Annotated in this window: 24 protein-coding genes; all 24 read right to left on the bottom strand. The window is 40.0% G+C overall.

Translation table 11 applies throughout. The annotated features are described in order from the left end of the window. Positions 1–2327, bottom strand: a 2327-nt coding sequence (locus tag Q0F90_RS00965; protein ID WP_296002299.1) for an endonuclease MutS2, incomplete at its 3' end; no start/stop codon positions are given. Positions 2328–2340: 13 nt separating this feature from the next. After that, the gene (locus tag Q0F90_RS00960; RefSeq protein ID WP_296002297.1) at positions 2341–4764 is read right to left on the bottom strand and encodes a DUF3656 domain-containing protein; all 2424 of its coding nucleotides are present in this window, start codon (positions 4762–4764) and stop codon (positions 2341–2343) included. An 88-nt stretch (positions 4765–4852) separates the two neighbouring features. Continuing rightward, entirely contained in the window at positions 4853–7297 is a 2445-nt protein-coding gene (gene pheT, locus Q0F90_RS00955) for a phenylalanine--tRNA ligase subunit beta (protein ID WP_296002294.1), read from the bottom strand. Positions 7298–7306: 9 nt separating this feature from the next. Further along, positions 7307–8329 (bottom strand): phenylalanine--tRNA ligase subunit alpha, encoded by a 1023-nt coding sequence (gene pheS, locus Q0F90_RS00950; RefSeq protein WP_287525633.1) that lies wholly within the window; start codon positions 8327–8329, stop codon positions 7307–7309. A 36-nt stretch (positions 8330–8365) separates the two neighbouring features. Further along, positions 8366–8830 carry a PaaI family thioesterase gene (locus tag Q0F90_RS00945; RefSeq protein WP_296002287.1) on the bottom strand — a complete coding sequence of 155 codons (465 nt, stop codon included), beginning with the start codon at positions 8828–8830 and terminating at the stop codon, positions 8366–8368. 225 nt (positions 8831–9055) lie between these two features. Then, the gene (locus Q0F90_RS00940) at positions 9056–10267 is read right to left on the bottom strand and encodes an ABC transporter permease (protein ID WP_296002285.1); all 1212 of its coding nucleotides are present in this window, start codon (positions 10265–10267) and stop codon (positions 9056–9058) included. Then, positions 10260–10982, bottom strand: a complete 723-nt coding sequence (locus Q0F90_RS00935; protein ID WP_295783568.1) for an ABC transporter ATP-binding protein — start codon at positions 10980–10982, stop codon at positions 10260–10262. The genes Q0F90_RS00940 and Q0F90_RS00935 overlap by 8 nt, the downstream gene beginning before the upstream one ends. A gap of 12 nt (positions 10983–10994) precedes the next feature. After that, positions 10995–12077, bottom strand: coding sequence for an efflux RND transporter periplasmic adaptor subunit (locus Q0F90_RS00930; protein WP_296002280.1), 1083 nt, complete (start codon positions 12075–12077; stop codon positions 10995–10997). A gap of 175 nt (positions 12078–12252) precedes the next feature. Continuing rightward, complete coding sequence (locus tag Q0F90_RS00925) at positions 12253–13167, bottom strand: ATP-dependent 6-phosphofructokinase (protein ID WP_296002302.1); 915 nt, start codon at positions 13165–13167, stop codon at positions 12253–12255. Next, positions 13139–13906, bottom strand: coding sequence for a shikimate kinase (locus Q0F90_RS00920; protein WP_296002278.1), 768 nt, complete (start codon positions 13904–13906; stop codon positions 13139–13141). Before Q0F90_RS00920 ends, Q0F90_RS00925 begins: the two co-directional genes overlap by 29 nt. A 147-nt stretch (positions 13907–14053) precedes the next feature. Beyond that, positions 14054–14362 carry a hypothetical protein gene (locus Q0F90_RS00915; RefSeq protein ID WP_296002275.1) on the bottom strand — a complete coding sequence of 103 codons (309 nt, stop codon included), beginning with the start codon at positions 14360–14362 and terminating at the stop codon, positions 14054–14056. 79 nt (positions 14363–14441) lie between these two features. After that, complete coding sequence (locus tag Q0F90_RS00910) at positions 14442–15038, bottom strand: fimbrial assembly protein (RefSeq protein ID WP_296002273.1); 597 nt, start codon at positions 15036–15038, stop codon at positions 14442–14444. Further along, positions 15022–15876 carry a hypothetical protein gene (locus tag Q0F90_RS00905; protein ID WP_296002270.1) on the bottom strand — a complete coding sequence of 285 codons (855 nt, stop codon included), beginning with the start codon at positions 15874–15876 and terminating at the stop codon, positions 15022–15024. Before Q0F90_RS00905 ends, Q0F90_RS00910 begins: the two co-directional genes overlap by 17 nt. Before the next feature lie 9 nt (positions 15877–15885). Further along, positions 15886–16293 (bottom strand): hypothetical protein, encoded by a 408-nt coding sequence (locus tag Q0F90_RS00900; protein WP_296002268.1) that lies wholly within the window; start codon positions 16291–16293, stop codon positions 15886–15888. Continuing rightward, positions 16274–16795: a hypothetical protein gene (locus tag Q0F90_RS00895; protein WP_367113386.1), complete on the bottom strand. Its 522-nt coding sequence runs from the start codon at positions 16793–16795 to the stop codon at positions 16274–16276. The genes Q0F90_RS00900 and Q0F90_RS00895 overlap by 20 nt, the downstream gene beginning before the upstream one ends. A 99-nt stretch (positions 16796–16894) precedes the next feature. Next, entirely contained in the window at positions 16895–17251 is a 357-nt protein-coding gene (locus Q0F90_RS00890) for a hypothetical protein (RefSeq protein WP_296002262.1), read from the bottom strand. 7 nt (positions 17252–17258) lie between these two features. Beyond that, positions 17259–17720, bottom strand: a complete 462-nt coding sequence (locus Q0F90_RS00885) for a hypothetical protein (RefSeq protein ID WP_296002259.1) — start codon at positions 17718–17720, stop codon at positions 17259–17261. Beyond that, entirely contained in the window at positions 17699–18241 is a 543-nt protein-coding gene (locus Q0F90_RS00880) for an A24 family peptidase (protein ID WP_296002256.1), read from the bottom strand. The genes Q0F90_RS00885 and Q0F90_RS00880 overlap by 22 nt, the downstream gene beginning before the upstream one ends. A 93-nt stretch (positions 18242–18334) precedes the next feature. Then, on the bottom strand, positions 18335–18778 hold the full coding sequence (locus tag Q0F90_RS00875) for a competence type IV pilus major pilin ComGC (RefSeq protein ID WP_296002253.1): 444 nt from the start codon (positions 18776–18778) through the stop codon (positions 18335–18337). A 62-nt stretch (positions 18779–18840) separates the two neighbouring features. Further along, positions 18841–20016 carry a type II secretion system F family protein gene (locus tag Q0F90_RS00870; protein ID WP_296002250.1) on the bottom strand — a complete coding sequence of 392 codons (1176 nt, stop codon included), beginning with the start codon at positions 20014–20016 and terminating at the stop codon, positions 18841–18843. A gap of 8 nt (positions 20017–20024) precedes the next feature. After that, on the bottom strand, positions 20025–21044 hold the full coding sequence (locus Q0F90_RS00865) for a type IV pilus twitching motility protein PilT (protein ID WP_296002247.1): 1020 nt from the start codon (positions 21042–21044) through the stop codon (positions 20025–20027). Beyond that, complete coding sequence (locus Q0F90_RS00860; RefSeq protein ID WP_296002243.1) at positions 21028–22038, bottom strand: GspE/PulE family protein; 1011 nt, start codon at positions 22036–22038, stop codon at positions 21028–21030. Before Q0F90_RS00860 ends, Q0F90_RS00865 begins: the two co-directional genes overlap by 17 nt. Positions 22039–22225: 187 nt before the next feature. Continuing rightward, on the bottom strand, positions 22226–23509 hold the full coding sequence (gene eno / locus Q0F90_RS00855; protein ID WP_296002240.1) for a phosphopyruvate hydratase: 1284 nt from the start codon (positions 23507–23509) through the stop codon (positions 22226–22228). Between the two features lie 94 nt (positions 23510–23603). Further along, positions 23604–24613, bottom strand: a 1010-nt coding sequence (gene gpmI, locus Q0F90_RS00850; protein WP_296002237.1) for a 2,3-bisphosphoglycerate-independent phosphoglycerate mutase, incomplete at its 5' end; no start/stop codon positions are given.

Here is a 24613-nt window from a genome sequence, read left to right as displayed (position 1 = left end):
GTTTCAAAGTGTGCTACATGAGGCAAGGTACGTAAATATTGGTGAACACCTTCACGCAATGCACCTGTACCCTTACCGTGGATAATACGCACTTGGTTTACACCACCAAGCAAGGCTTGATCGATAAATCGACTGACAGAAACTGTCGCTTCATCTACAGTTTGACCAAGGATATTGATTTCTGTACGAACCTCTTTTTGGCGTTGTACGGCGGAACCACCCATACGTTTTCGTGTTTTAGGCATAGCCGCTTTTTGTTCACGTTCTAGTTTATTGCCCTCTTCACGAGTTGTAGATTGCAATTCATTAACCTTAACTGTAGCAGTTAAGCCATTAATATCTACATTTACACGATTACCTTTCATAGATAATACAGTGCCTAAAGAACGCAAAGTCGTTACGAATACAACTTGACCTACCTTAATTTCATCAGCAGTTAAGGTCTTGCGATCATCATCGACCGGTGCATCTGGTACATGAACATTAGAGATGCCTTTACGAGCTGCATTGATGGCGGACTGACGTTTATCCTTATTTGTTTCAGAGAATTGCGCTTTCAATTGCTTGATAATCGCTTCCCCTTCGACGCGTAAACTACGCTTCATAGCTTCTGCATCAGCTTGAGCTTTGGCTAAGATTTGTTTACGTTTTTCGTTAAACTGTTTCTTTTCCTTCTCTAATTGGCCGCGCATACGACGTGTTTCATCAAGCTCTTTCTTTAACGCTCTTTCCCGTTCAGATGCTTTACGAAGTTGTTCATTCAAATCTGAAAGAACCTCTTCCATCTCATGGTTACCAAATTGAGATTTATATTCTGCTGCGCGAGTTACGATATCTTTTGGTAAGCCTAGACGAGCAGCAATGCTCAACGCATGGCTACTACCGGCTACGCCGATATGTAATCGATACGTAGGTTTTAAGGTGCGCTCATCAAACTCAACGTGGCCATTTTCAATGCCTTCCGTATGGTACGCGTAATTTTTAAGCTCATTATAATGGGTACTTACCATCATGAGAGCACCTTTTTTACGGAAGAATTCAAGGATAGATACCGCTAATGCACTACCTTCCTCTGGATCTGTACCAGAACCAAGCTCATCGAGTAATACCACGTCATTAGGACCACAATGTTTAATGATGGAAATAACTTGTGTCATATGAGCGGAGAACGTACTAAGGCTAGCCTCAATACTTTGTTCATCACCAATGTCCGCAAAGATATTATGGAATACTGGCAACATAGAACCGTGATCAGCAGGGATAAATAGACCACATTGGTTCATTAAACTCAATAACCCCAATGTTTTAAGGGATACTGTTTTACCACCTGTATTAGAACCAGTTATCAAGAGAATGCGATATGATGTGCCTAATAAAATGTTGGTAGGCACTACTACATTCGGTGGAATTAATGGATGACGAGCACGCATGAGATTAACTGTTCTATCAGTGCTCAAGATGGCTGGTACACCCTTATAGGATATAGCAAGACTCGCCTTACCATATACAAATTCAATGTGGGATACCTTTTCACAAGCATCCATCAAATCATTACTATGTTGTTTTACAAGGGCAGATAATTCACGGTAAATACGCAATACCTCTTGCTCTTCACCAATCAAAGCCTCTTGTAATTCATTATTTAGATTCACCAAACGCATTGGTTCAATATAGAGTGTTTGACCCGTTGCAGAACGGTCGTGAATAAGACCGTCAAAATATTGGCGATACTCCTGTTTTACAGGGATTACATAGCGATTGTTACGCTGCGTAATGATCGTTTCTTGGAAATACTTTTGATTATCCTTGTCGTGCAAGATAGCTTGAATATCATTTTTAATCTTTTCACGAGTTTTAATAATCGTATTTCTAAGGCTCGCCAACTTAGGAGATGCCGTATCTAGCAATTCCCCTTTATCATCAAAGACACGTTTAAAACGGTTTTCAATGCGATCCGTATTCGGCATATCCTGTACCCATAAGGATAACAACGGATATTCCATATATTTCGTTCTAAAGAACTTTGTCATGCGCTTATAGGCACCAATGGTTAAATAAATATCCCATAGTGCTTCACGAGTTAGAACAAAGTCTTTGCGACTCTTTTTACAGGACTCACGAATATCTCGCGTCCCCCCTAACGGTTGTTCTACCTCAGTTTGCAAAGAACGCATGGCTTCTGCTGTTTCATCAAGATTCTCTTGAATAGCTTTAGCATCCGTCATTGGTTCAATATGCATAGCTAACTCTTTAGCAATGGTAGAACTACAGTGTTGTTGTAATTGTTCTTTTATATGGTGAAAGTCTAATACATCTTCGTTAAACAATGTACTACCTCTTTTATAAAATACCTCTAAAATAGTGGCCCCTTGTAATAGGTGTATCATCTTTACCTACACTCTTAGGCGGAGCCTTTTTTGTTCCATTTTGAATGGATACATAATCTGCTACGATTGTACGCAACCGATGTGGATCCATATGTCGACCATCGATGCGCAAAATATATAGCCCTTTTCGATGTAACTCTGGTACGTAGGCACGCATATCCATTTCATGACTATTCATGATGTGCATGCGGCAATACGGATCAGTGCGAAGTGGGAACACTTCCCCTTTACGGTCCTTCAATGCATAGTCCTCGCTTACACATGGCATAGGACAGTTTTCCTTTTTGCCAGTACCCACAAAGCTTGCGATGGCACAGTATTCAGAAATCATCATTTCCGTGTAACCATGAACCATGACCTCTAATGGCAAATGAGTAGATTTTTGTAAGCTTACTAGTTGCGCCAATGTTAACTCTAACGACGGTGCTACACTACTCATATTAAAGTCTTCCCATACTTGCAGTGCAGAGCCATTAAATATATTAAGACCTGTATCAGCCTCAATAGCACCTGTATACCCTAAATCACGAAGCCATAATAACGCTTGTGGCACGTGAATAGAAATGCTATCTGGTTTAGCCTCAACTATAGCCCTAAGGGTATTCATATACGCTTCAACTTCATCGTCTTTCACGACGCGAGGCGTAGCAAATACGCAAAGCACATTATTGTCTTTACAGAGCTTGGCTACCTGCTCGTAGATGCTAAGTTCATAAGGCTTACGTTGTAAACGGTCACCGCCGAAGATAATCTTCTTAGCGCCTCCTTCAATAGCTGCTTTCACTGCCTCTAGCTCATCAACGCGAGCACTTACCATAGGCTCAGAATATTGAATATTAGCCTTAGCCACCATAGATGACATATCTTGAGGCTCTGCAGCCAGTTCAGCCCAAACCCTTTCATGGTCTGTAATCAACAAGTTTTCTAGTGCCTCTACAGCATCGCGACGCAATGCATTTAACACACTAGCTGGCCACATATAAGGCCCCTCAGGAATAGACATAGAGCCTAATGTAAACAATGTATTGCCTAATCTACCTACTTGGTCTGTAACCTTTTCTAAGGTAGTCGGTTTATTGTTAGCATAAACAGGTTCAAATTCATTAAATACCGTTACAGTACGACCATCATTTAAGACAAAGGTAAGCTCTGTACAAGGCTTTTCTTGGTCTGTATTAATAGATAGATATCCATGGACCTCTAATTTAGCACTAAAATCTTGTAAACCTCTCTGCTTTTGAGCTTTAGGTGGTGATGCAAGGAATACTTGTCCTGCCGCAAAGCCTTCATCTGGCTTACCAACAAAATGTTTCTCATCAACTACAGACCAGTTTTGATCAATCTGATAGTAAGTAATGCTACCAGAGGCTTGCATAACCTTTAAAAGTGATCCCTTTTCAATCGGTTCCGTTAAGTATAAATGAACTTGTCCTTTTTTAACCTCTGCCTTACCAATTGGTTTCCCCTGATTATTTGGGGCCACCACGGTCATCATAGATTTCCCTACATGATCTGTTAAGTAATCTGTAGAGAAGCCACGGTTAAAGCCTGCAGCCAATGCCTTCGCATCAGAAGCATCCATATGAGCCGTATCTAAAATATGGCGATAGGTCCCAATAACTTGGCGTACATAGGAAACCTTTTTCATACGGCCTTCTACCTTAAAGGACGTAACACCGGCCGCCACAAGTTCATTCATATGCTCACTATAGTTAAGATCCTTGGGGCTCAATAAATAAGCTTCGTGTTTAGGTAATAAGCTAGTACCAGAGGAGTCTAATAATTCATAAGGCAAGCGACAAGGTTGTGCACAAGCACCTCGGTTGCCGCTACGACCACCGATGAAGGAACTCATTAAGCATTGACCAGAATAGCATACGCATAAGGCACCGTGTACAAAGACTTCAATTTCAGCTGCACAGTTCTTACAAATATGTTCAATTTCACGAAGGCTCAATTCACGGGCTAATACAACGCGTGTAAAACCGAGGCTTTCATAAAAACGAACAGCATCAAGTGTAGCCGCCGTCATTTGTGTACTGCCGTGTAAATGTAGTTTAGGAGCCACTCGTTGCGCCAATTTAGCAACCGCTAAATCTTGAACGATGATAGCATCCACACCAATGCGTTCTAAGTCCTTTAAATAGGCCTCGAGAGCCGTTAGCTCAGAATCACCTATGAGGATATTTACGGTTACATATACAGACACATCTAGAATATGGGCCAATCGAATAGCCTCAGCCAATTCTTCAATGCCAAAGTTTGCTGCATGAGCACGAGCATTAAAGCCTTTGCCACCGAGGTAAATCGCGTCCGCCCCAGATTCTAAGGCGGCTATAAAGTTTTCCATCGTACCGGCAGGAGCCAATAATTCCATGGACAATCCTTTCTACCTAACTAAAGGTATAACTATAGTACTAAAAGGGTTTACCATACGGTAAACCCTTTCAATATACTGCTTGAGATTAACGTAATCTGCAGTTAATTTCTACTAATGCATCGATAATAGCTTGAATATTACCGTCAATGTCTTCATCGTTCAACGTACCCTCCATAGAGCGGAATTGTAAGTTGTACGCAAGACTGCGGTAACCTGCTTCGATATGTTCACCTTCGTAAACGTCGAAGATAGATGCATTTTCTAAATATTCACCACCATGCTCTTTGATGATAGATAAAATTTCACCACTAGATACGGACACTGGTGCAACAATGGCAAGGTCACGACTAGTACCTGGGAATTTACTGAAAGATGTATAGCGGAACGCTGGAATCGTTAAGGATAACACTGCTTCCAAATCGATTTCAAACATATATACTTTGCCAGACAAGTCAAAGTTTTTGCTCACTTGTGGATGTAATTCACCGTATTGAGCAATCATTTTGCCATCTACTACGTATTTAGCACTTACTCCTGGATGGAAGTATGGTTCAGTACCACGATTGATTTCGTAGCCTGTAACACCAAGTTCAGACAACAACGCATCTACAATACCTTTTACATCATAGAAGTCAGTTGTGCGTTCAGGTTGATTCCAAGCTGCTTGATTTACCTTGCCCATCAAGATACCGCAAGCCATAGGGCGCTCATGAGGTACCTCTGTTAAAGGCAATGCTTTTGGTTCATATACGTTTGCTGTTTCAAATAACCAAAGATCCTTATTTTGTTGCGCAATATTGCGTTTCGCTGCATCGATAACAGCTGGCACCAATGTAGTACGCATATAAGGGAATTCTTCGGAAATAGGATTCAAGATTGGAATGGCAGTATAACGGCTATCCCCTTCAGGAAGCATCATATTTGTAAGGCCATCTTTATGCATAAAGCTAAAGGTAATGATTTGAGTCATACCCAATTTAGCCAATGCATGAGTTACCTCTTTAGTAAGAGCTTTTTTAGGTGTCATACCACCAGAGGATAATACGGCTACCGGAATTGTAGGCGCAATATTATCGTAGTTATAGATACGAGCCACTTCTTCAGCGATATCAGGCATCACTGTTACGTCACCGCGCCACGTTGGAACGAGGGCAGATAATGTATTCCCTTCTTCTGTTACAACGAATTCAAGGGCAGTCAAAATACGAACCATTTCGTCTTTTTCAATATTAGTACCCAAGTAATCGTTGATTTGTTCCGCTGTGAAAATTACTGTATGTTGCTCTACAGGATTTTTATATACATCGATAACGCCTACATCGACTTTACAGCTAGGACAAATTTGTTGTAATAATTGAGCTGCTCTGTCGATAGCGTAAGCAGTGTATTTATGGTTTACACCACGTTCAAAACGACCAGATGCTTCAGAACGCATGCCAAGAGCTTTTGCAGTACGGCGAATGGATGGACCGTTGAATACGGCAGCTTCGAAGAGAACTGTAGTCGTTTCATTTGTTACTTCGCTATCGAATCCACCCATGATACCTGCTACGCCTACAGGACGCTCTGCATCGGCAATGATCAGCATGGAATCATTTAATTCCCGTTCAGAACCATCAAGTGTTACTAGCACTTCGCCATTTTTGGCGCGTCTTGCCACTAATTTATGACCTTTTACATGGTCATAGTCATATGCATGCATAGGTTGTCCTAGCTCTAACATAACATAGTTAGTAACGTCTACTACATTATTGATAGGACGAATGCCACTGTTGCGCAAACGGTTTTGCATCCACAATGGAGATGGTTCAACCTTAACATCAGTTACTACGCGAGCAGTGAAGCGAGTACAAAGATCATCTGCCTCAATTTCTACAGCTGCTTTGCCTTCAATAGACTCTCCATTTTCATTAACCATGATAACTGGGAATAAAGCTTTTTGGTTTGTCATAATACCAAATTCGCGAGATAAACCAACCATGGAGAAGCAGTCTGCACGGTTCGCAGTGAGCTCGAATTCATATACTGTATCGTTCATGCCCAATACGTCTTTTACATCAAGACCAATTGGTGTATTTTCAGGGAAAATATAAATGCCTTGCGCTTCCTCTGGTAACACTAAGTCACTAGAGATACCGAATTCTGCTACGGAGCAGAACATACCTTCAGAAGCTACACCGCGCAATTTACCTTTTTTAATTTCTGTGCCATCCGCTAAGCGAGATTTATGGTACGCTACAGGCACAATTTGACCTACTGCAACATTAGTAGCTGCCGTTACGATTTGCTTAGTAACAGGCTCACCTTCTTCAGTAAGACATTCTACTTGGCATACTTGTAATTTATCTGCATCTGGATGTTTTGTAATTTCTACAATTTTACCAGTATAAATTTTCTTAATGCCATTATCCATAGGAATGACATCTTCTACAGGAATACCAGCTTGTGTTAATTCATCGGCCAATTCTTGAGCAGGACGATTCATATCCACAGGCACGTATTCGTTCATCCACTGTAAACTTGCTTTCATGAGTTCCTCCTAAAATTGTTCCAAGAATCGTACATCATCTTCAAAGAATAGACGTAAATCGTTAATGCCGTATAAAAGCATAGCAATACGTTCTACGCCCATGCCAAAGGCAAAGCCTTTAACCTTTTCAGGATCGTACCCATTAATGCGCAATACGTCAGGATGAACCATACCGCAACCTAAGATTTCAAGCCAACCTGTATGAGAACATACACGACAACCATCGCCACCACACATTACACAAGAAATATCTACCTCTGCAGATGGTTCTGTGAATGGGAAGAAGCTCGTACGGAAGCGTACCTTTGTTTCATCACCATACATGTGACGCAAGAAGGACTCTAATGTACCTTTTAAGTCGGCAAATGTAATGTGCTCGTCGATGATGAGACCTTCCACTTGATGGAATACTGGGGAATGTGTCGCATCATAGTCCCAACGATAAACCTTACCAGGCGCAATCATACGAATTGGGCTGTTAGGCTCATGGCGTTGCATAGTACGAGCCTGTACTGGAGATGTATGGGTACGTAACAAGAAGTTTTCTGTAATATAGAAGGAATCTTGCATATCGCGTGCTGGATGATCTTTAGGCAAGTTTAAGCACTCGAAGTTATAGTAATCTTGCTCTACTTCTGGACCTTCTTCAACGGTATAACCCATTTTCATAAAGAAGTCTTCAATCATTTCATTAACCTTTGTCAATGGATGAATATGGCCAGTTTTTGGCGCACGACCAGGCAATGTAATATCGATGCGCTCTTGTTCTAAACGAGCATTTAACTCTGCCGTTTCCATGCGAGTTTTTACAGCATCAATTTCAGCCTCTAATGCTTCACGAACAGCATTAACGAGAGCACCAGCCTTAGGACGTTCTTCTGGAGATAATTTACCAAGACCTTTTAATAAAGCCGTTACCTCACCTTTTTTACCTAAATATTTAACACGTATATCTTGCAACGCTTGTTGATCAGCAGCGCCTTTGATAGCATCAAGGGCTTCTGCCTTAATACGTTGTAATTCTTGTTCCATTCAAGCATCCTCCTATAGTTAAAAGTCTAAACTATATTATACCAAATCAGGGTTATCTTCTTCAATAAAACGCCATGGTAAATCAGGTAATGGCTTCTCTTCTAATACAAAGAATGTGCCTCTTGCTAAGTGAACAAGCTCACCTAGTTCATTATAAATGCGTGCAGTTGCGACCATAGTCGTTTTGCCATTATGCTCTACATTCGCAACGCCGCGCAATAAAGTGCCACCCTTAACGGATTGTACATAGTTACCACTAATGTCGATGGTACTTACAGACTTGCCTAATGTAAAACAAGCAGAGCCCATTACACTATCCGCAAAGCCAATGCACACTGCACCATGCAAATGTCCTCTAAAGTTGCAATATTCTGTTTCATTTGTTTGCAATGTCATTTCTGCATGACCTGCTTCAACTGCAGTAACCTCGGAATCTTTCACCCAAGAAAATGGATTTTGATCGCGTAATTCGTTGAAATATTCTAACAATGTTGTAGCCATATGGTTCTCCATTCTATATACACACCCATAGATTAACTGATCTAAATACTAAGTCTATACAATACCTGTATGAAAATCTCTATAGTTATATATCAAGAATTCAATACAAATATATAAAAATGGTGCGTTACATCATACATATTGTATCATGCAACGCACCATATGCGAACAACTCTATCTAATTATCTAGTATGTTCTTTTGAAAATACTTTCACAAATCCAAAACTATTCGTAATGCAATGCATCGATTGGGTTCAGTTTAGCCGCTTTACGAGCTGGATAAATACCAAATACCAAACCGATTGCCATGGAGAAAGCAAAGGACATAACGATGGTTGGAATGGAAATGACCGTACTCATGCCCGAGGCCATACCAATTAATTTGGATGACCCAACGCCGAGAATAATACCAATGATACCACCCATCAAACTGATTACTACAGCTTCGATAAGGAACTGTGTAACAATGACATTATAAGTTGCACCTAAGGCTTTACGAACACCAATCTCCCGAGTCCGTTCTGTAACGGATACGAGCATGATATTCATAATACCAATACCACCAACTACGAGGGAAATAGCTGCTACAGCACCAAGGAACAAGGTCAATGTCCCCGTTGTTTCCTCCATAGTTTCCATGATGGAGTTCATATTTTGAATGTTAAAGTCATCAAGATTTGTATCTTTAATACCATGTCTTACACGCAATAAGTTTTCAATATCGGACTGTAAGCGATCGATACCATTTTCATCCTTACCTACGACATATATCATTCGTAGATAATCAATGCCGTCTACCCGTTCCATAGCAGTTGTATAAGGAATAATAACCATATCATCTTGGTCATTACCCATGGCACCACTACCTTTACTATTGAGAACACCAATAATTCGGAATGGAATATTTTTCACACGGATTTCAGCACCTACTGGATTTTCATCACCAAATAGATTCTTAACTACCGTTTTACCAACTACAGCAACGCGCTCACGGTTTTGGATATTCTTATCCGATAAGAAGCGCCCCGATTTCATGGACCAGTTATTAACATCTAAATAATTAGCATTAACACCAGATACTGAGGTAGTCCAGTTTTTATTTTGATAAATGACTACATATGCACCGTTTGTCATTGGACTGGCAGCTTTAACGCCATCTAGTTTTGCAATAGCTTCGTAGTCAGCTACCTTTAAGGATTTCATGGAGCCTGCCGATGGTCGTACCCCTGGAGTACGTGGCGCACCTGGCATAACCATCAATAGATTGGAACCTAAGCTAGAAATGGAGTTTTGAATATCTTGCTTTACGCCATTACCAATAGATACTAAGGCAATTACAGCAGCTACGCCGATAATAATACCTAGCATAGTCAAAATGGAACGCATTTTATTAGCAATGAGGGACGCCCATGCCATCAAGAAACTTTCTTTATACATGAGTCACCTCCTGTACAGGTGTCATATTAAGATTCTGAGAGTCCTCTACAATTAAACCATCACGCAATACTACATTGCGACTTGCATACGTAGCAATCTCTGGTTCATGAGTAACGAGGATAATTGTACGGCCCTCATCATAAAGCCCTCTAAAGATGTTCATAACGTCGATAGTAGACTTGGAATCAAGATTACCTGTCGGTTCATCGGCCATGATGATAGCTGGATTGTTTGCCAATGCACGAGCTATGGCTACACGTTGACGCTGACCACCAGATAGCTCGGACGGCAAGTGATCCATACGGTCACCAAGACCGACAGATGCTAATAAGGCAGCAGCACGTTCATTGCGTGTTTTTTTATCCATCCCTGCGTAAATCATAGGGAGTGCTACATTTTCTACAGCCGTTAATTTTGTTAATAAGTTAAAACTTTGGAATACAAAGCCTATTTGTTTGTTTCGTACAAAAGCCAATTCATCATCAGATAAAGTAGCTACCTCATCGCCGTTTAGACGATAAGAACCCGTCGTTGGTCGATCTAAACAACCAAGAATGTTCATAAAGGTAGACTTACCTGAACCAGAAGGACCCATGATAGATACGAATTCGCCTTTATTGACCTGTAAGTCGATACCATGCAATACAGGCACCGATAATTTACCATTTACATAGGTCTTCGTAATCCCTTGTATATCGATTACTGATTGATTCATATTCACCTACTATTAGAATGGTCCACGGCTATTATTCTTAGGAGCAGTAACATCACCACTTACGATGATTTCATCACCTTCAGATAAACCTTTTAGAATTTGTACATTCGTATCCCCAGTTACACCTGTAGAAACAGCGGTACGTACTGGTTGACCATCTTTCATTACATATACGTATTCACCTTGTTTATCTGTACGTACTGCGGTAAGAGGAACTACTAAAGTATTTTTAATATCTTCACCAAAGATAGTAGCACGAGCCGTCATAGATGGTAAGAAATTACCTGCAATATTTTCAGGGATTTGAACCTTAACTGTATAGTACACTACGCTATTGCTTGTAGCGCCCATGTTACCTTTTGTACCTTTTGCAATTTCAGATACGTAACCTGTGAAAGTTTCACCTGGCTTGGAATCTACAGTAAACTCTACTTTAGCACCTTGTTTAATGCTACCAATATCTGTTTCGTCTACAGTAAGGTAAATTTCTAGATTATTTAAGTCTGCAATTGTGGCAATAATCATTTGCGTAGAAATACCAGTACTGATGGTTTGACCAGCTTTTAACGGCGTACCGACAACAGTACCCGACATAGGTGCTGTAATCGTAGCATCACTTAGATCGGCAGATACACGATTGAAAGTAGATAACGCACGTTCATAAGATGTTACGGCATCATCATAAGTTTGTTGAGCAATAGCATTTTGAGCTGCTAAAGCTTTGTAGCGATTCATATCAAGCTCGGCCTTAGCTAATGCTGCACGAGCATCATCAACAGAGGCCTGTAGTTGTCGTGTATCAATATAAGCGATAACTTGTCCTTCTGTAACGTGATCATTTTCTTTTACCAAAACTCTTTCAAGTTTACCAGCAACGTTTGTAGATACGTCTACATAGTTTACAGGGTTAATCGTACCAGTAGCACTAATACTAGTTTTTACATCACCCTTTTCTACCTTGCCAGTAGTATATAAATTTTGTGTTTGGTTAGCATTTTGGCTATCCATGTAGTAATACGTACCGCCACCAAGAACACAAAGAGCAACAGCACCAGCTACTATGCGTTTACGATGCTTTTGGAAAAATTCTTTCATTATGATCTCCTTAAATAAAGATGAAGATATATGTAAAAGAGATAGTATTCTATATCAACACATATAGTATTTTTAAATTATACAGCACCAATTGCTTTTATGCAATATAATTTCATTAACGAATAAATTATGACATATATAGAAAATGGCCCTAACGGGCCATTTATTATCTAGCTTAACTACTCAATATGGATAATAGGGTGTAGTCTTTTTCATTAATAGGGAAATCTAAGAGTTCTGCCTCTTGATAAGAAATAGGACGGATATGACCATCTATATAGCCCAATAATCGATTATCCACACCATTCATCAACAGATTGAGACAAGCTTCACTCATACGGGCCGCTAAAATCGCATCAAATGCAGATGGACCACCACCGCGTTGTAAATAGCCTAACACAGTTAAGCTCGGATCAAACTCCGTGTGTTCCTTAATAAAGGCTTTTACTTCACCACTATTATATGCACCTTCCGCTACGAGAACGACACTATATTCTTTACCTCGAATCTGCGTTTCCTTTAAATGTCGGCATACGGCATGTAAAGGCATAGGATTTTCAGGAACTAATACTATTTCTGCACCACAGGCTAAACCAGCTTTAAGAGCAATATGTCCAGCTTTACGCCCCATTACCTCTACTATGGCTACCCGCTCATGTGAGTTAGATGTATCGCGAATACGACCAACCGCATCAACTACAGTATTTAAAGCCGTGTCAAAACCTAATGTATATTGAGTCCCACCCATATCGTTATCTATGGTACAAGGGATAGTCATAGTGGACATACCAAGTTTTGCTAAACATGTGGCGCCACGCATGGAACCATCGCCACCAATAACAATGAGGTGATCTATGCCATGAGCTTTTAAAATATCATAGGCCTTTCTCTGAACCTCTTCATGTTGAAATTCAGGAAAACGAGCCGTTTTTAGCATCGTACCACCTTGGGTGATAATGCCACCTACATCACGGTTAGATAAAGGAAATATTTTTTCCTCTATGATTCCTAAGTAACCTCGTTCAATGCCAAATACTTCAAAGCCTTCATGTATGGCTTTTCTAGTTAGCGCTCTGATGGCGGCGTTCATTCCAGGTGCGTCTCCGCCGCTTGTTAGTATTGCGATTCTTCTCATATCCATTACCCCCTTGTGGTGTACGTTGTTTGGATATAGTCTCAGTCTTTCGGTTCTTGTTTCCTTGATTAGACGTCTTTTGCTTACGACGTTTATTAAATTGTGTGTCTCTAGATGAATCTTTGCCATCTATATCATCTGTCTCATTGGGTTGACGTCTTGCTTTAAATTGCACATTTGAGGCTACCAATTCATCCTCAATACGCTGCATAAAATCATAAGTCCGACCATTTGTTGTGTCCAGTACAAAATCGCACTGTTTATACACTGGCTTCCAAGACTGTATCATAGCGTGTACAAAGGCATTGACATTAGTATAATCCATGGTAGGCCGCTTCCCAATACGGCGATTAACACGACTCACTATACGGAATTGTGCTGCTCTGATACCAATGATATAGGAGTATTTTTTCAATACCTTTAATGTGCGATGTTCAATGGGGAAATTACCGCCTACAGAAATAACGGCTTCATGATACAAGCATACCTTTTTTAGTACATCCATTTCAGCACGACGGAATGCTTTTTCCCCTATCTTTTTGAATATTTCAGCAATGGGCAACCCAAAACGACTTTCTAATACTCGATCGGTATCTACAAATTGCCAACCTTTACGTTCTGCAAGGTTTCGGCCGAAGTGACTTTTACCACTTCCCATAGATCCGATGAGCATAATATTGCGTTTAATTATCATTTATTATGTGCCCCTTATTATTTCATATCCTTCATTGTACTATAAAATGGTCCAAAAACAAAGACAGACTATAGATATAATATCTATAATCTGTCTCTATAAAGTCTCTATAAAGTCTCTATAAAAAACTCTATTTTACTGCTGTGACTATATCCTTGATTTCACAGCACAATGTACGTAAACTACATTACCTTTGCGCTCAATATCTTCTATTTCTATACGTCGTGAAGGCTCTTTTTCATCAACAGTATTAATCCAGTTTATGAGTCGTTCCGTACTACCTAATAATGTTAATTCTAATATGCCTTCATGCTCATCAGTACTGACAATCATTAATGGTTCTCCTTGTAAGGAATCAAAGATACTTGTATGGCTAGTATGGAGATTTTTGTTTTCTCTGAAAGCTTCTAATAGTTTAGCTTCCTTAGATAGGATATAATCCGACTCCGCATTCATTTGTATAACATAAGTCTCTTGTTGTTCTTGTAGGTGATTAGCTTTTTGACTCAAATGCACATATCCATATACAGAAAGACTAATTATTATCCCCCACAGGGCTACGGTCGTTAGTATCTTGTTGACCGGTTGGGTGGTGCTCTCTTTTAGATCCCTCCATATGGAATGTATAAACTCCTTTATCTGCTTTAACTGTTCCATGACACTCCATTCCCGATAATCTTTGCTGCAAAATAGCTATATATTTACGACATCCTTCATCGCTAGTACCGATACCGTCTATGCTTACACGCCCATCCTTTACATCAAGATGCTGTAAACTAATATGTTGGTCCATAGCCGTATCAAGAATATATAGGACTATACTATTTTGATAGATATTAACTTTATTACTATCAGATGTATTCTTAAGAATTTTATGTTTAATAGCCATTAACTCACTATATTTTTGTTCAACTACTCGATACTGATCATTTGCCCGTAAATTTAAATACTCTACCTTTTGCTGCTCATATACACCGTAACTAGTCCAACACATATATAAAGACACTAAGCCTACCATAAAATATATAAGACTTATACCATACAGATAGTACCGATATGTATGCCATAGACTATGCCATCGCAGAGAACGAGGCATTAAATTTATACATGTATCTTTACCATCCCAAGCCAATCCACTTAAGCCCCCTTGCGGCCATACCAATGGCCATATCCCAATCTAACTGGCCCTTTTTGCAACGATTGCGACCACGACCTAAGAACAACAATGGAATATATTCGTTTTCACCATAAGTAGAAATAATTTCTTCCATATCAGTCCGTTCTTCATCAGATAGCGTATCTAAACCATACATTCGTATACCTTGTATTTCATCAATACCAAACTCTTGTAATCTAGATTCTAATCTCTCCATTGCTTCCGATATATCACTACCGGTAATAGGAACGATAGATTCCTCAATACATATATCATTCCACCATAACCATAGATGCATAGCATCTTCTTCAACGACACCTGTTACAGTCCCACTACGCCGCATCAAACAGTAGCACATAGGAATAGGCCAAAAGTCGATAACATCTACTGGCGCATACGTATCTCGTATCCCTTGCTTTAATAATTCTAGTGAATGGCGATCTACGGCTACCATAAACATATGATAATTATGTCTTGGATATTCTCGACGACACGCATCCATTTGGAAACTATCCCCATCAAAGTTAAAGTAATCCTCTACATTCCACTTAATAAATTCTTGCATATCAAAATCGTGAGGATCATAAGGGGCTACATGCATTTGTGTATTTATATTAGCCACAATGCTGTAGGCCCCTTCGTCTAAATCATAGGTTTCGATAAATCTAGTAACGTCTTCATCAATAGGTCCACTCCGTTTCATCTCTAATGCATCGGTAATGACCATTGTTTTATTTTCTATATGAGCAGTAACACATACAATACGCTCATCCGTAATACAAACACCAGAATGAATTTTCTTTTTCCGTTTCATAGCCTCACCTCAATAAGGTTTTACTTTTACCACGTGCATACGCTTATCTTCATCTACCGTTACATACATATGAACGCGACTCACGATTTCCCGATTTTTTAATTTCCCATAACTCATAACATGACGAGGATTATCCGTCGAACGATCCGGTTCAATAGTTATTTCTACATCCCCCTCATCTGACACGATTAGTTTTTGATGAAAGTCCCAAGTATTTCCGGCTTTACAATAACCTACAAACCAATGAGCCCCTCTTTGAGCTGCATGATGAGCCTCTTCTAAATAGAGTTCATCGACGGCATTACTTTCACAAATTTGGCTAATACGAAGTCCCATAAATGCTAAAAGCAATAATAAGGACATTGTAAGTATAGCTATATAGGTAATAAAGCCCGCATTATGGGCTGCTCCATTCATGGTTTGTCTCCTCATTATCTTTATACCAATCATAAATAGCACTCTGCCCTATAGCGACTTCATATAGAGCTAATCCACCATAGCCGCTAGTATAGGTCTTATCCTTAGTAAAGCGATTATTAATGTACCATCGCAGATGAACTGTTTTATCATGATCCATACTAAACGGGTATTCCTGCGTATACCCTACATTACGCTTGTCTCTCGTTCCGATGATGCGACTACCACTAACGGGTTGTAAGCTGCCATCCGTGAGTTTTCTGTAAAGAGCATGTCTTTGTACCGTCAAGGTTGTACGCTTTGTATCATGAATATATAAGCTTATATTCCTATCTTCTACGGTAACCTTTGCAGGATTCCATATCATTTGAGCAACAACCATGCGCCGTGTATAACGACCATCCTCCATCATCGCAGCACTATCTAGTAATTTGGCATCCCACATAACTGCATAGAAGACGATGCCTAAAAGCAAGGTAAGGACGATAACAGAAATCGTCATACTTATAAGAGTAGAGTACAATATAAAGCCTGCATGATTATTTTTACAATTTGCTTTCAACTTTACCTCATCAATGCCTATTCTCTATATGATTACCCTTTAAGGTTGCTCTTCTAGATCAACAGATAGTGAATAGACAACAGTTTCATTATCTACTGCTTCTACCGTTAATCGTTGTAATGAAATCCCCTGTACCACTACGGGAGCCACATATGTTTTATAAGTAATAGCCCCATTTGGACTCATAATAAATTGAGAATTATGTACGCCTGTTTGAAGTGTTCCTGTTTCATAATAGGCTGCTTTACCTTCCTCTACATACGTTATAGTATCTTGCAATATATGGTCCCAATAATAAGCCTTATATATCGTGAGCGTCGCCATCCAGAACACAGATAATACAATAGGTAACATAAACATAATAATAGCTGCCGAGATTAAAGCATCGCCATACATAAAACCTTCAGTGTACTTCTTCCCATCTGATACGTCCCGTCTGTACTGATACCCATATGCGATTTTTCTCACCACTTTCACGATCTGTTAGAACAATTTCTGTTCCATCATAAGGTAAACCAAGAGCCGAAAAGGAAATAACTGTCATAGACCTTGTGTTCTCAATAGTAGGAGGTAATGATATATTAACCGTATGATGATTGGCATCCTCTTCAATAGTGTAGCTATCTTTATTTAATATGAAGAGCATTCTACCTTTCCCATTAGACTTATGACCCAGCATAGACCAAAGCTGAACCTTTTTTAACATATATACCACCTCTTGAGTGCTCCCATTTAGGGTATACCGACTAGGTGTTGTCACAATGGGTAATGCAATCGATATGAGAAGCAACAATAAACTCATCGTAATCATCCACTCAGCTAATAATGATCCTAACTGTCCATCTATAGGTTGTACCTTAGCCATAGGTATATTACCTCCATATATTGACCACCATGCAAGGCACACCAACCGCCAAAGCATAGAAAGGGACCGAAGGGAATGTATCGATTACGATAGCCCGTTAGTAAGAGATAGAGAGAACCAACACAAAAGGCTACGTAAAAGAAACATACAATCTCCCATGGCGTAAGCCATGTGGCAATGGCAGAAAACCATTTCACATCACCTAGTCCAAAGCCGTTACGACTAATTAGACGAAGTCCATATGTAATAGCTGCTACGCTCATAACACTTAATAGAGTTATTAACATAGATGTATCGTTTATATAGCTATATATAATGCCACCTACTGCAAGGGCTATAGCCCCTTCATCGGGCAATATGTAGTAATGCATATCGATGGTAGCACCTGCTATGATGATGAGTGAAAACGCAGCATACAAAGCAATGTGAATAAGAGATATTGCCCTCGATGATAATGCAATAGGTAATACTACAGATACTATATATACAATGAGTCCTATTACATAACTAGTCCCTTTCATACCTTGTCCTTCCATACATTCAAACGTGATTTTACAATCAAACGTACCTAATGAATATTTACCTAAGTATATAAATGAGCTTAAATAAATTTATTAAGGTGTAGGTACTGTTACAACTACAGCTTTTGCAGTACCACCGCTAACTGCTTCATAGGTAATGGTATATTCTTTACCTTTTGAAGTTTTAACATGCTCAGTGAGATAACCTTCCTTATACAGATTTTCTACAGTTGGTGGTGTATCTACATTTTTATCGATCATGTACAGCTGAGTAGCATTTTTGATGATTTGAATATCTGCTGTTTCTTTTGCAGTTCGTGCTTTATCAGCGGCAGATAAGAACTGCGGCATAGCAATGGCTGCTAAAATAGCGATGACTGCAACAACAACCATTAATTCTACAAGGGTAAAACCACCTTTTCTCGACTTCTTAAGTCCTTCTTGAACACGACATATATGTAATCGATCTACGATCCATTGTCCGCACATTTCTAATCGTTGATTTAATCCATGAACCACATGTATAACGGAACTCATAATATCCTCCTCTTATATTATTTAATGACATACAATGTTATGTAATACTTGTAAAACGATGTCTATTGTCCTCCTAGATTGGCAATAGATGTAAATAAGGGGTACATAACAGATACGACTAATACGGCTATACCAATGCCCATGACGGTTAACAGTACAGGTTCTAATAATCGCTCTAGGCGAGCAATATATTTTGAAAGTATAGATTCATAGTAGTGACCACAATGGTTTAACATCTTAACTAACTCACCGCTTTCTTCTCCAATAGAAACCATTTGCCATATAAAATCATTTCCTATATGGCCATTGCGTAAACTTTCTTCAAAAGAATGGCCAGTTAATAGTTTTGCCTCTACTTGCTCACTACATTCAGTGCCATATAAATTTCCCCATAAAGGACGAGTAATATTCATGGTGTGAATGATTGAAATACCAGAATCTAGTAACAGTGCCCACACTTTCAACATGCTCGTATAGTACACACAAGTACTCCATTGGTATCGGTGAGCCAACTGCCAAAGCCAACGATGTACTTTACATCTCATACTATGTTGCTTATAAGCAAATACTAAGGATCCTATTACAACACTATGTATACCTATTACCATCAAAGGATGTTCCTTTAACCCTTGTCCTAATGCAAAGAGGGCTCGCGTCATCAGTGGTAATGTAATATGCATGGTAGTAAAAACCTTTTCAAAGGATGGAATGATAAACAAGATGGTAACGAGAAAGAATACGTTCATCATGAGCAGAAGAAATATAGGATAAGAAATAGCACTCATAACCTTTTGGCGAAGCTGTCGTTCCCAATCGTAGTGACGTGAAATATATTGTAAGCTTTCCCCTAAGGTGCCTGCAGCCTCTCCACTTTCTAGTAGTGCCAAAGCTATAGCGGGACAACCTTCACTACGCAATGCTTGTGATAATGTTTGGCCTCTCTCAATCGATTCATACAAGGCCGTATATAGTAAACCTCGTTTTCCATCACAGAGTAGTTGAAGTGCTCGTCGTAAGGGCACACCAGACTCTATGAGTAAGCCTAGTTGATAGGTCACATCTACCACCATAGTATGATTCCATTTATGTTTCTTCTTTTCTACTTGTAAAGATATTCTATAAATCTTGTATCCATCGCGTTTTAGCCGCGTAGCAATCTCCTGTTCTGAATCGCCCCACATCAAACCTTTCTCTGTTTCATTATTTTCATTTTTTACGACATATGTATAAGCCTCCATATCTTCACCTACGATAATTGTTGATCTAATAGCGTATGTAGTTGTTGTTGAGAACCATATTGTGCCTTCACATCTCGCACAGCCATTTCTAGTGTTTTCATAGGTAATTGTGTTTCTTGAATGGAAATAATTTGAGGTTCTTTACGGGTGCGAATTAAATTTGCTACAGCATGGGTATTTAGCAAAATATCACGAATGGTAATGAACTTCTTATTCCATCTAAGAAGCCTTTGACATATAACGGCACGTAACACTTGAGATATTTGACTGCGTACCTCTTCTTGTTGCTCTCCTGGGAAAAGAGATATCATGCGATGAACAGCCATTACGGCTCGCTGTGTATGCATAGTAGCCATCACAAGATGCCCCGTCTCTGCTGCGTGCAGTGCAGCCTCTAAGGTTTCTCGATCACGCAGTTCCCCTACCATAATGACATCTGGGTCCTCCCGCAGTGCATCTCGAATACCATCAGACATAGACTTGATATCTGCCCCTAATTGTCTTTGATGAATTAAAGACTTTTTAGGTTTAAATTCAAACTCAATAGGATCTTCTAAGGTGATGATATGACGCTCCATTGTCTGATTGATATAGTCGATACAACAAGCTAAGGTGAAGCTTTTCCCGCTACCCGTAGGTCCACAAACTAGCAATAAACCATCATGGGCCTCACATAATTTTTGTAGCAGTTGACCTTCACTGTTATCATCTAATGAAAGTTGTTGATGACAGAGTAATCGTAAGGTCCCACATATGGTTTGATTAGCCCGATATAGATGGACGCGAATGCGCACACCACAACAAGAACATGCTTCATCAAGGGATTGCCATTCATAGGAGGCTATACCACAACGTCGTAAAATATCTTCGATTAAGTTTGTTGTACATATAAAATTAGTAGCCTTCAATCCATCACCATGTCGCAAATATATAGGTTGCCCACATTGTAGATGAATATCTGTTGATGATAAGTGTATAGCTTGTTCTACAATAGTTTCTAAACTTTCACTGTTACAGCATGAGTCCACAACGATGCACCTCCTCTATAGATGTAACATGGTTAGATACGGCCTCACGAGCAGAATCCTCTAATGATAGTAGTAAATGTGTTTCTAATTGGTCCCAGTGGGCCGAATTAGCAGGTATCTCTAAATATTCAAAGAGGGCTGTCCGCCCATGATACGCTGTACCATCGAATTTTCTAACTAGCCGTTGTGCAATAGCCCCCATTAAGGTAGCTTTTATTAAATATGGTTCTACCCCCATATCCATGAGGCGCGTTACTACGCCCATAGCAGTATTAGTATGAATGGTAGACAATACGCGATGTCCCGTTAAAGCGGCTTTAACGGCGAGCTCCGCGGTCTCCTTATCCCTAATCTCACCAATCATAATCGTATCGGGATCTTGGCGTAGTACAGATCTAAGACCTTTTGCAAAGGTAAACCCAATCTTCTCGTTAATACCAATTTGGATGGCCCCTTTAATTTCTGCCTCTACAGGATCTTCGAGACATATGAGCTTTGTTTCCTCTAGATTTAACATGCGTAGCATTGCATAGAGAGTCGCCGTCTTGCCACTACCCGTTGGTCCACAGATGAGCAACAACCCATAAGGACGTTTTAGTAATTGTGCTATGTGTTCAAAAATATCTGTTCGCATGCCTAAAGCTTTAAGGTCTTTATGACTCCCTTCATTTCCCATAAGGCGACAAACTAAAGTCTCTCCATATAAGCTAGGCAACGTAGACACGCGCATTGTTACAGCTTTATCTTTATGACTCCAAGCCCAACGACCGTCTTGAGGCAATCTTTTTTCACTAATATCTAATGAACTACATACCTTGATGCGGTTAATAATAAGCTCCGCCTCTTCATTAGATACTGTCATGTAATTTTCTAGCACCCCATCTTGTCGTAGTCGAACATGGACTCCACTTTTAACAGGGTCAAAATGAATGTCGCTCACATGATGTTCTAAGGCATGCAAAATAATATCGTCTAATGTCACGTCTACATACATGGTCACCTCCAATACCTTGCGGTATGTTTTTACCTCACACTAGCGTATGGCGTTATAGGTTTCGACACACCCTTGATAAATCCTCTTTTATTTTTAAAAATCCACGAAGCGAAAACTTTTACATTTTAGACATTGAAAAAAGGCGCCCCGAAGGGCGCCCTTATTGGACTATTAGATATAACGTATCTTATTTTAAGTTATAAAAAACGTCGTTACCTTTATATTGAGCTGTTTCGTATAACATTTCTTCAATGCGAAGCAATTGATTGTATTTTGCTACACGTTCAGAGCGAGCTGGTGCACCAGTCTTAATTTGACCAGCATTTACAGCTACAGCAATATCAGCGATGAATGTATCTTCTGTTTCGCCAGAGCGGTGAGATACTACGCATGTGTAACCAGCGCGTTTAGCAAGTTCCATAGCGTCGAAAGCTTCAGTGAGGGTACCGATTTGGTTAACTTTTACAAGAATGGAGTTACCTACACCAAGCTCAATACCACGTGCCAAACGTTTTGTGTTAGTTACGAATAAATCGTCACCAACGAGTTGTACGCGGTCGCCAAGGCGATCTGTTAACAATTTCCAGCCTTCCCAATCTTCTTCAGCAAGACCATCTTCGATGGATACGATTGGGTATTTGCCTACTAGGTACTCATAGAAGTCTACCATTTCAGCAGCTGTTTTAACTTTGCCTTCGCCAGCAAGATTGTATTTACCATCTTCGTAGAATTCAGAAGATGCAGAGTCAAGAGCTAATTTGAAGTCTTTACCAGGCTCGTAACCAGCTGCTTTAATAGCTTCACAGATTACTTCCAATGCTTCTTCGTTGGATGCCAAGTTAGGAGCAAAACCACCTTCATCGCCTACGGCAGTGCTAAGACCTTTGCTATGAAGTACGGATTTCAATGTATGATATACTTCTGCACAGCTGCGAAGAGCTTCAGCGAAGGATTCAGCGCCAACAGGCATGATCATGAATTCTTGAATGTCTACGTTGTTATCCGCATGTGCGCCGCCGTTCAAAATGTTCATCATAGGAACTGGCAACTCTTTTGCGTTGAAACCGCCAAGGTATGCAAATAATGGCAAATCCAAAGATTCAGCTGCCGCACGAGCTACTGCCATGGATACACCAAGGATTGCGGTAGCACCAAGGTTAGATTTATTATCTGTGCCGTCTAACTTCAACATCAAGTTATCGATAGCCACTTGTTCTGTAGCATCATAACCGATAAGTGCAGGACCGATTTTAGCATTTACATTGTCAATAGCTTTCAAAACACCTTTACCAAGGTAACGGGATTTATCGCCATCTCGTAATTCTACGGCTTCAAACATACCAGTAGAAGCACCAGACGGAACGGCTGCTGTAGCAATAGTGCCATCTTCTAAACATACTTCAACTTCAACGGTTGGATTGCCGCGGGAATCTAAAATCTCTCTTGCAATGACTTGTTCAATTACTGCCATTTTATCACCTCATAAATCTAATGTGGGGGTCTTCAAAACCTTCCACCACTATGTATCGATTGTGTCTAACTATAGTGAAAGTTAGACCTTAATTTTATGCTTTATGTACTAAACTATGACCTGTCATAGCACTTGGTTGTTCTATGCCAGCCAAGTCTAATAATGTAGGAGCAATATCACATAATTTACCAGCTTCTAAGGTAGCTGTTTTAAGTGTGTCGCTCATTAAAATTAAAGGAACTAGGTTCGTTGTATGCGCCGTATGCACTTTACCAGTTTCATGGTTAACCATGAGCTCTGCATTACCATGATCTGCGGTAATCAACAGATGACCATTTTTACTGCGAATGGCATCTACAATGCGACTTAAGCAAGTATCAACCGCTTGAATCGCTTTAACAGCTGCTTCAAAGCTACCTGTATGACCAACCATATCTGGATTTGCAAAGTTCAAGATAATCATGTCATACGTTTCATCTTGAATAGCTTGTACAACCTTATCAGTCACTTCATAAGCGCTCATCTCAGGCTGTAAATCATAGGTAGCCACTTGAGGAGATTTTACAAGGACACGATCCTCACCTTCAAATGGTTCCTCTTTACCGCCGTTGAAGAAATACGTCACATGGGCATATTTCTCTGTTTCAGCGATGCGCAATTGACGATAACCACCAGCACTTAGTACTTCGCCTAATGTTTCAGATAAGGTATCTTTTTCGTATACGATATGAACTGGCAAACCATCTTCATACTTGGTCATAGTCGCCATATACAAGGATAGTTGTTCCCGTTTAAAGCCATCAAAGTCAGGCAACACTAAGGCTTTCGTAAGTTCACGGCCCCGGTCTGGACGGAAATTACAGAAGATAACTGCATCTCCATCTTTGATAGTCCCTTCAGCATCAATGACTGTAGGAAGAACGAACTCATCTGCCGCATCTTTATCATAAGACTGTTGTACCGCTTCACAAGCAGAACTTGCCGTTTCGCCTTGACCATGTACGATGGCATTGTATGCCAACTCTACTCGATCCCAACGATTATCGCGGTCCATCGCATAGTAGCGACCACTTACAGTAGCAATCTTGCCACAGTTTAACTCAG

This window comes from uncultured Veillonella sp., assembly GCF_934190855.1.
GTDB lineage: Bacteria > Bacillota > Negativicutes > Veillonellales > Veillonellaceae > Veillonella.
The sequence above is the reverse complement of the archived record's forward strand: the minus strand, read 5'-3'. Positions and strand labels throughout refer to the sequence as shown.

Excerpts from the sequence above, each read along its gene's own strand:
- Q0F90_RS00895 (WP_367113386.1), bottom strand. The coding sequence starts at position 16,795 with ATGACGATTTCTGTTATCGTCCTTACCTTGCTTTTAGGCATCGTCTTC.
- pheT (WP_296002294.1), bottom strand. The coding sequence starts at position 7,297 with ATGAAAGCAAGTTTACAGTGGATGAACGAATACGTGCCTGTGGATATG.
- Q0F90_RS00870 (WP_296002250.1), bottom strand. The coding sequence starts at position 20,016 with ATGGAGGCTTATACATATGTCGTAAAAAATGAAAATAATGAAACAGAG.
- Q0F90_RS00935 (WP_295783568.1), bottom strand. The coding sequence starts at position 10,982 with ATGAATCAATCAGTAATCGATATACAAGGGATTACGAAGACCTATGTA.
- Q0F90_RS00885 (WP_296002259.1), bottom strand. The coding sequence starts at position 17,720 with ATGGCTAAGGTACAACCTATAGATGGACAGTTAGGATCATTATTAGCT.
- Q0F90_RS00880 (WP_296002256.1), bottom strand. The coding sequence starts at position 18,241 with ATGAAAGGGACTAGTTATGTAATAGGACTCATTGTATATATAGTATCT.
- Q0F90_RS00920 (WP_296002278.1), bottom strand. The coding sequence starts at position 13,906 with ATGATAATTAAACGCAATATTATGCTCATCGGATCTATGGGAAGTGGT.
- Q0F90_RS00890 (WP_296002262.1), bottom strand. The coding sequence starts at position 17,251 with ATGTATGGCGATGCTTTAATCTCGGCAGCTATTATTATGTTTATGTTA.
- Q0F90_RS00915 (WP_296002275.1), bottom strand. The coding sequence starts at position 14,362 with ATGAATGCGGAGTCGGATTATATCCTATCTAAGGAAGCTAAACTATTA.
- Q0F90_RS00930 (WP_296002280.1), bottom strand. The coding sequence starts at position 12,077 with ATGAAAGAATTTTTCCAAAAGCATCGTAAACGCATAGTAGCTGGTGCT.
- Q0F90_RS00860 (WP_296002243.1), bottom strand. The coding sequence starts at position 22,038 with ATGTATGTAGACGTGACATTAGACGATATTATTTTGCATGCCTTAGAA.
- Q0F90_RS00940 (WP_296002285.1), bottom strand. The coding sequence starts at position 10,267 with ATGTATAAAGAAAGTTTCTTGATGGCATGGGCGTCCCTCATTGCTAAT.
- pheS (WP_287525633.1), bottom strand. The coding sequence starts at position 8,329 with ATGGAACAAGAATTACAACGTATTAAGGCAGAAGCCCTTGATGCTATC.
- Q0F90_RS00945 (WP_296002287.1), bottom strand. The coding sequence starts at position 8,830 with ATGGCTACAACATTGTTAGAATATTTCAACGAATTACGCGATCAAAAT.
- eno (WP_296002240.1), bottom strand. The coding sequence starts at position 23,509 with ATGGCAGTAATTGAACAAGTCATTGCAAGAGAGATTTTAGATTCCCGC.
- Q0F90_RS00875 (WP_296002253.1), bottom strand. The coding sequence starts at position 18,778 with ATGAGTTCCGTTATACATGTGGTTCATGGATTAAATCAACGATTAGAA.
- Q0F90_RS00960 (WP_296002297.1), bottom strand. The coding sequence starts at position 4,764 with ATGGAATTATTGGCTCCTGCCGGTACGATGGAAAACTTTATAGCCGCC.
- Q0F90_RS00900 (WP_296002268.1), bottom strand. The coding sequence starts at position 16,293 with ATGAATGGAGCAGCCCATAATGCGGGCTTTATTACCTATATAGCTATA.
- Q0F90_RS00905 (WP_296002270.1), bottom strand. The coding sequence starts at position 15,876 with ATGAAACGGAAAAAGAAAATTCATTCTGGTGTTTGTATTACGGATGAG.
- Q0F90_RS00925 (WP_296002302.1), bottom strand. The coding sequence starts at position 13,167 with ATGAACGCCGCCATCAGAGCGCTAACTAGAAAAGCCATACATGAAGGC.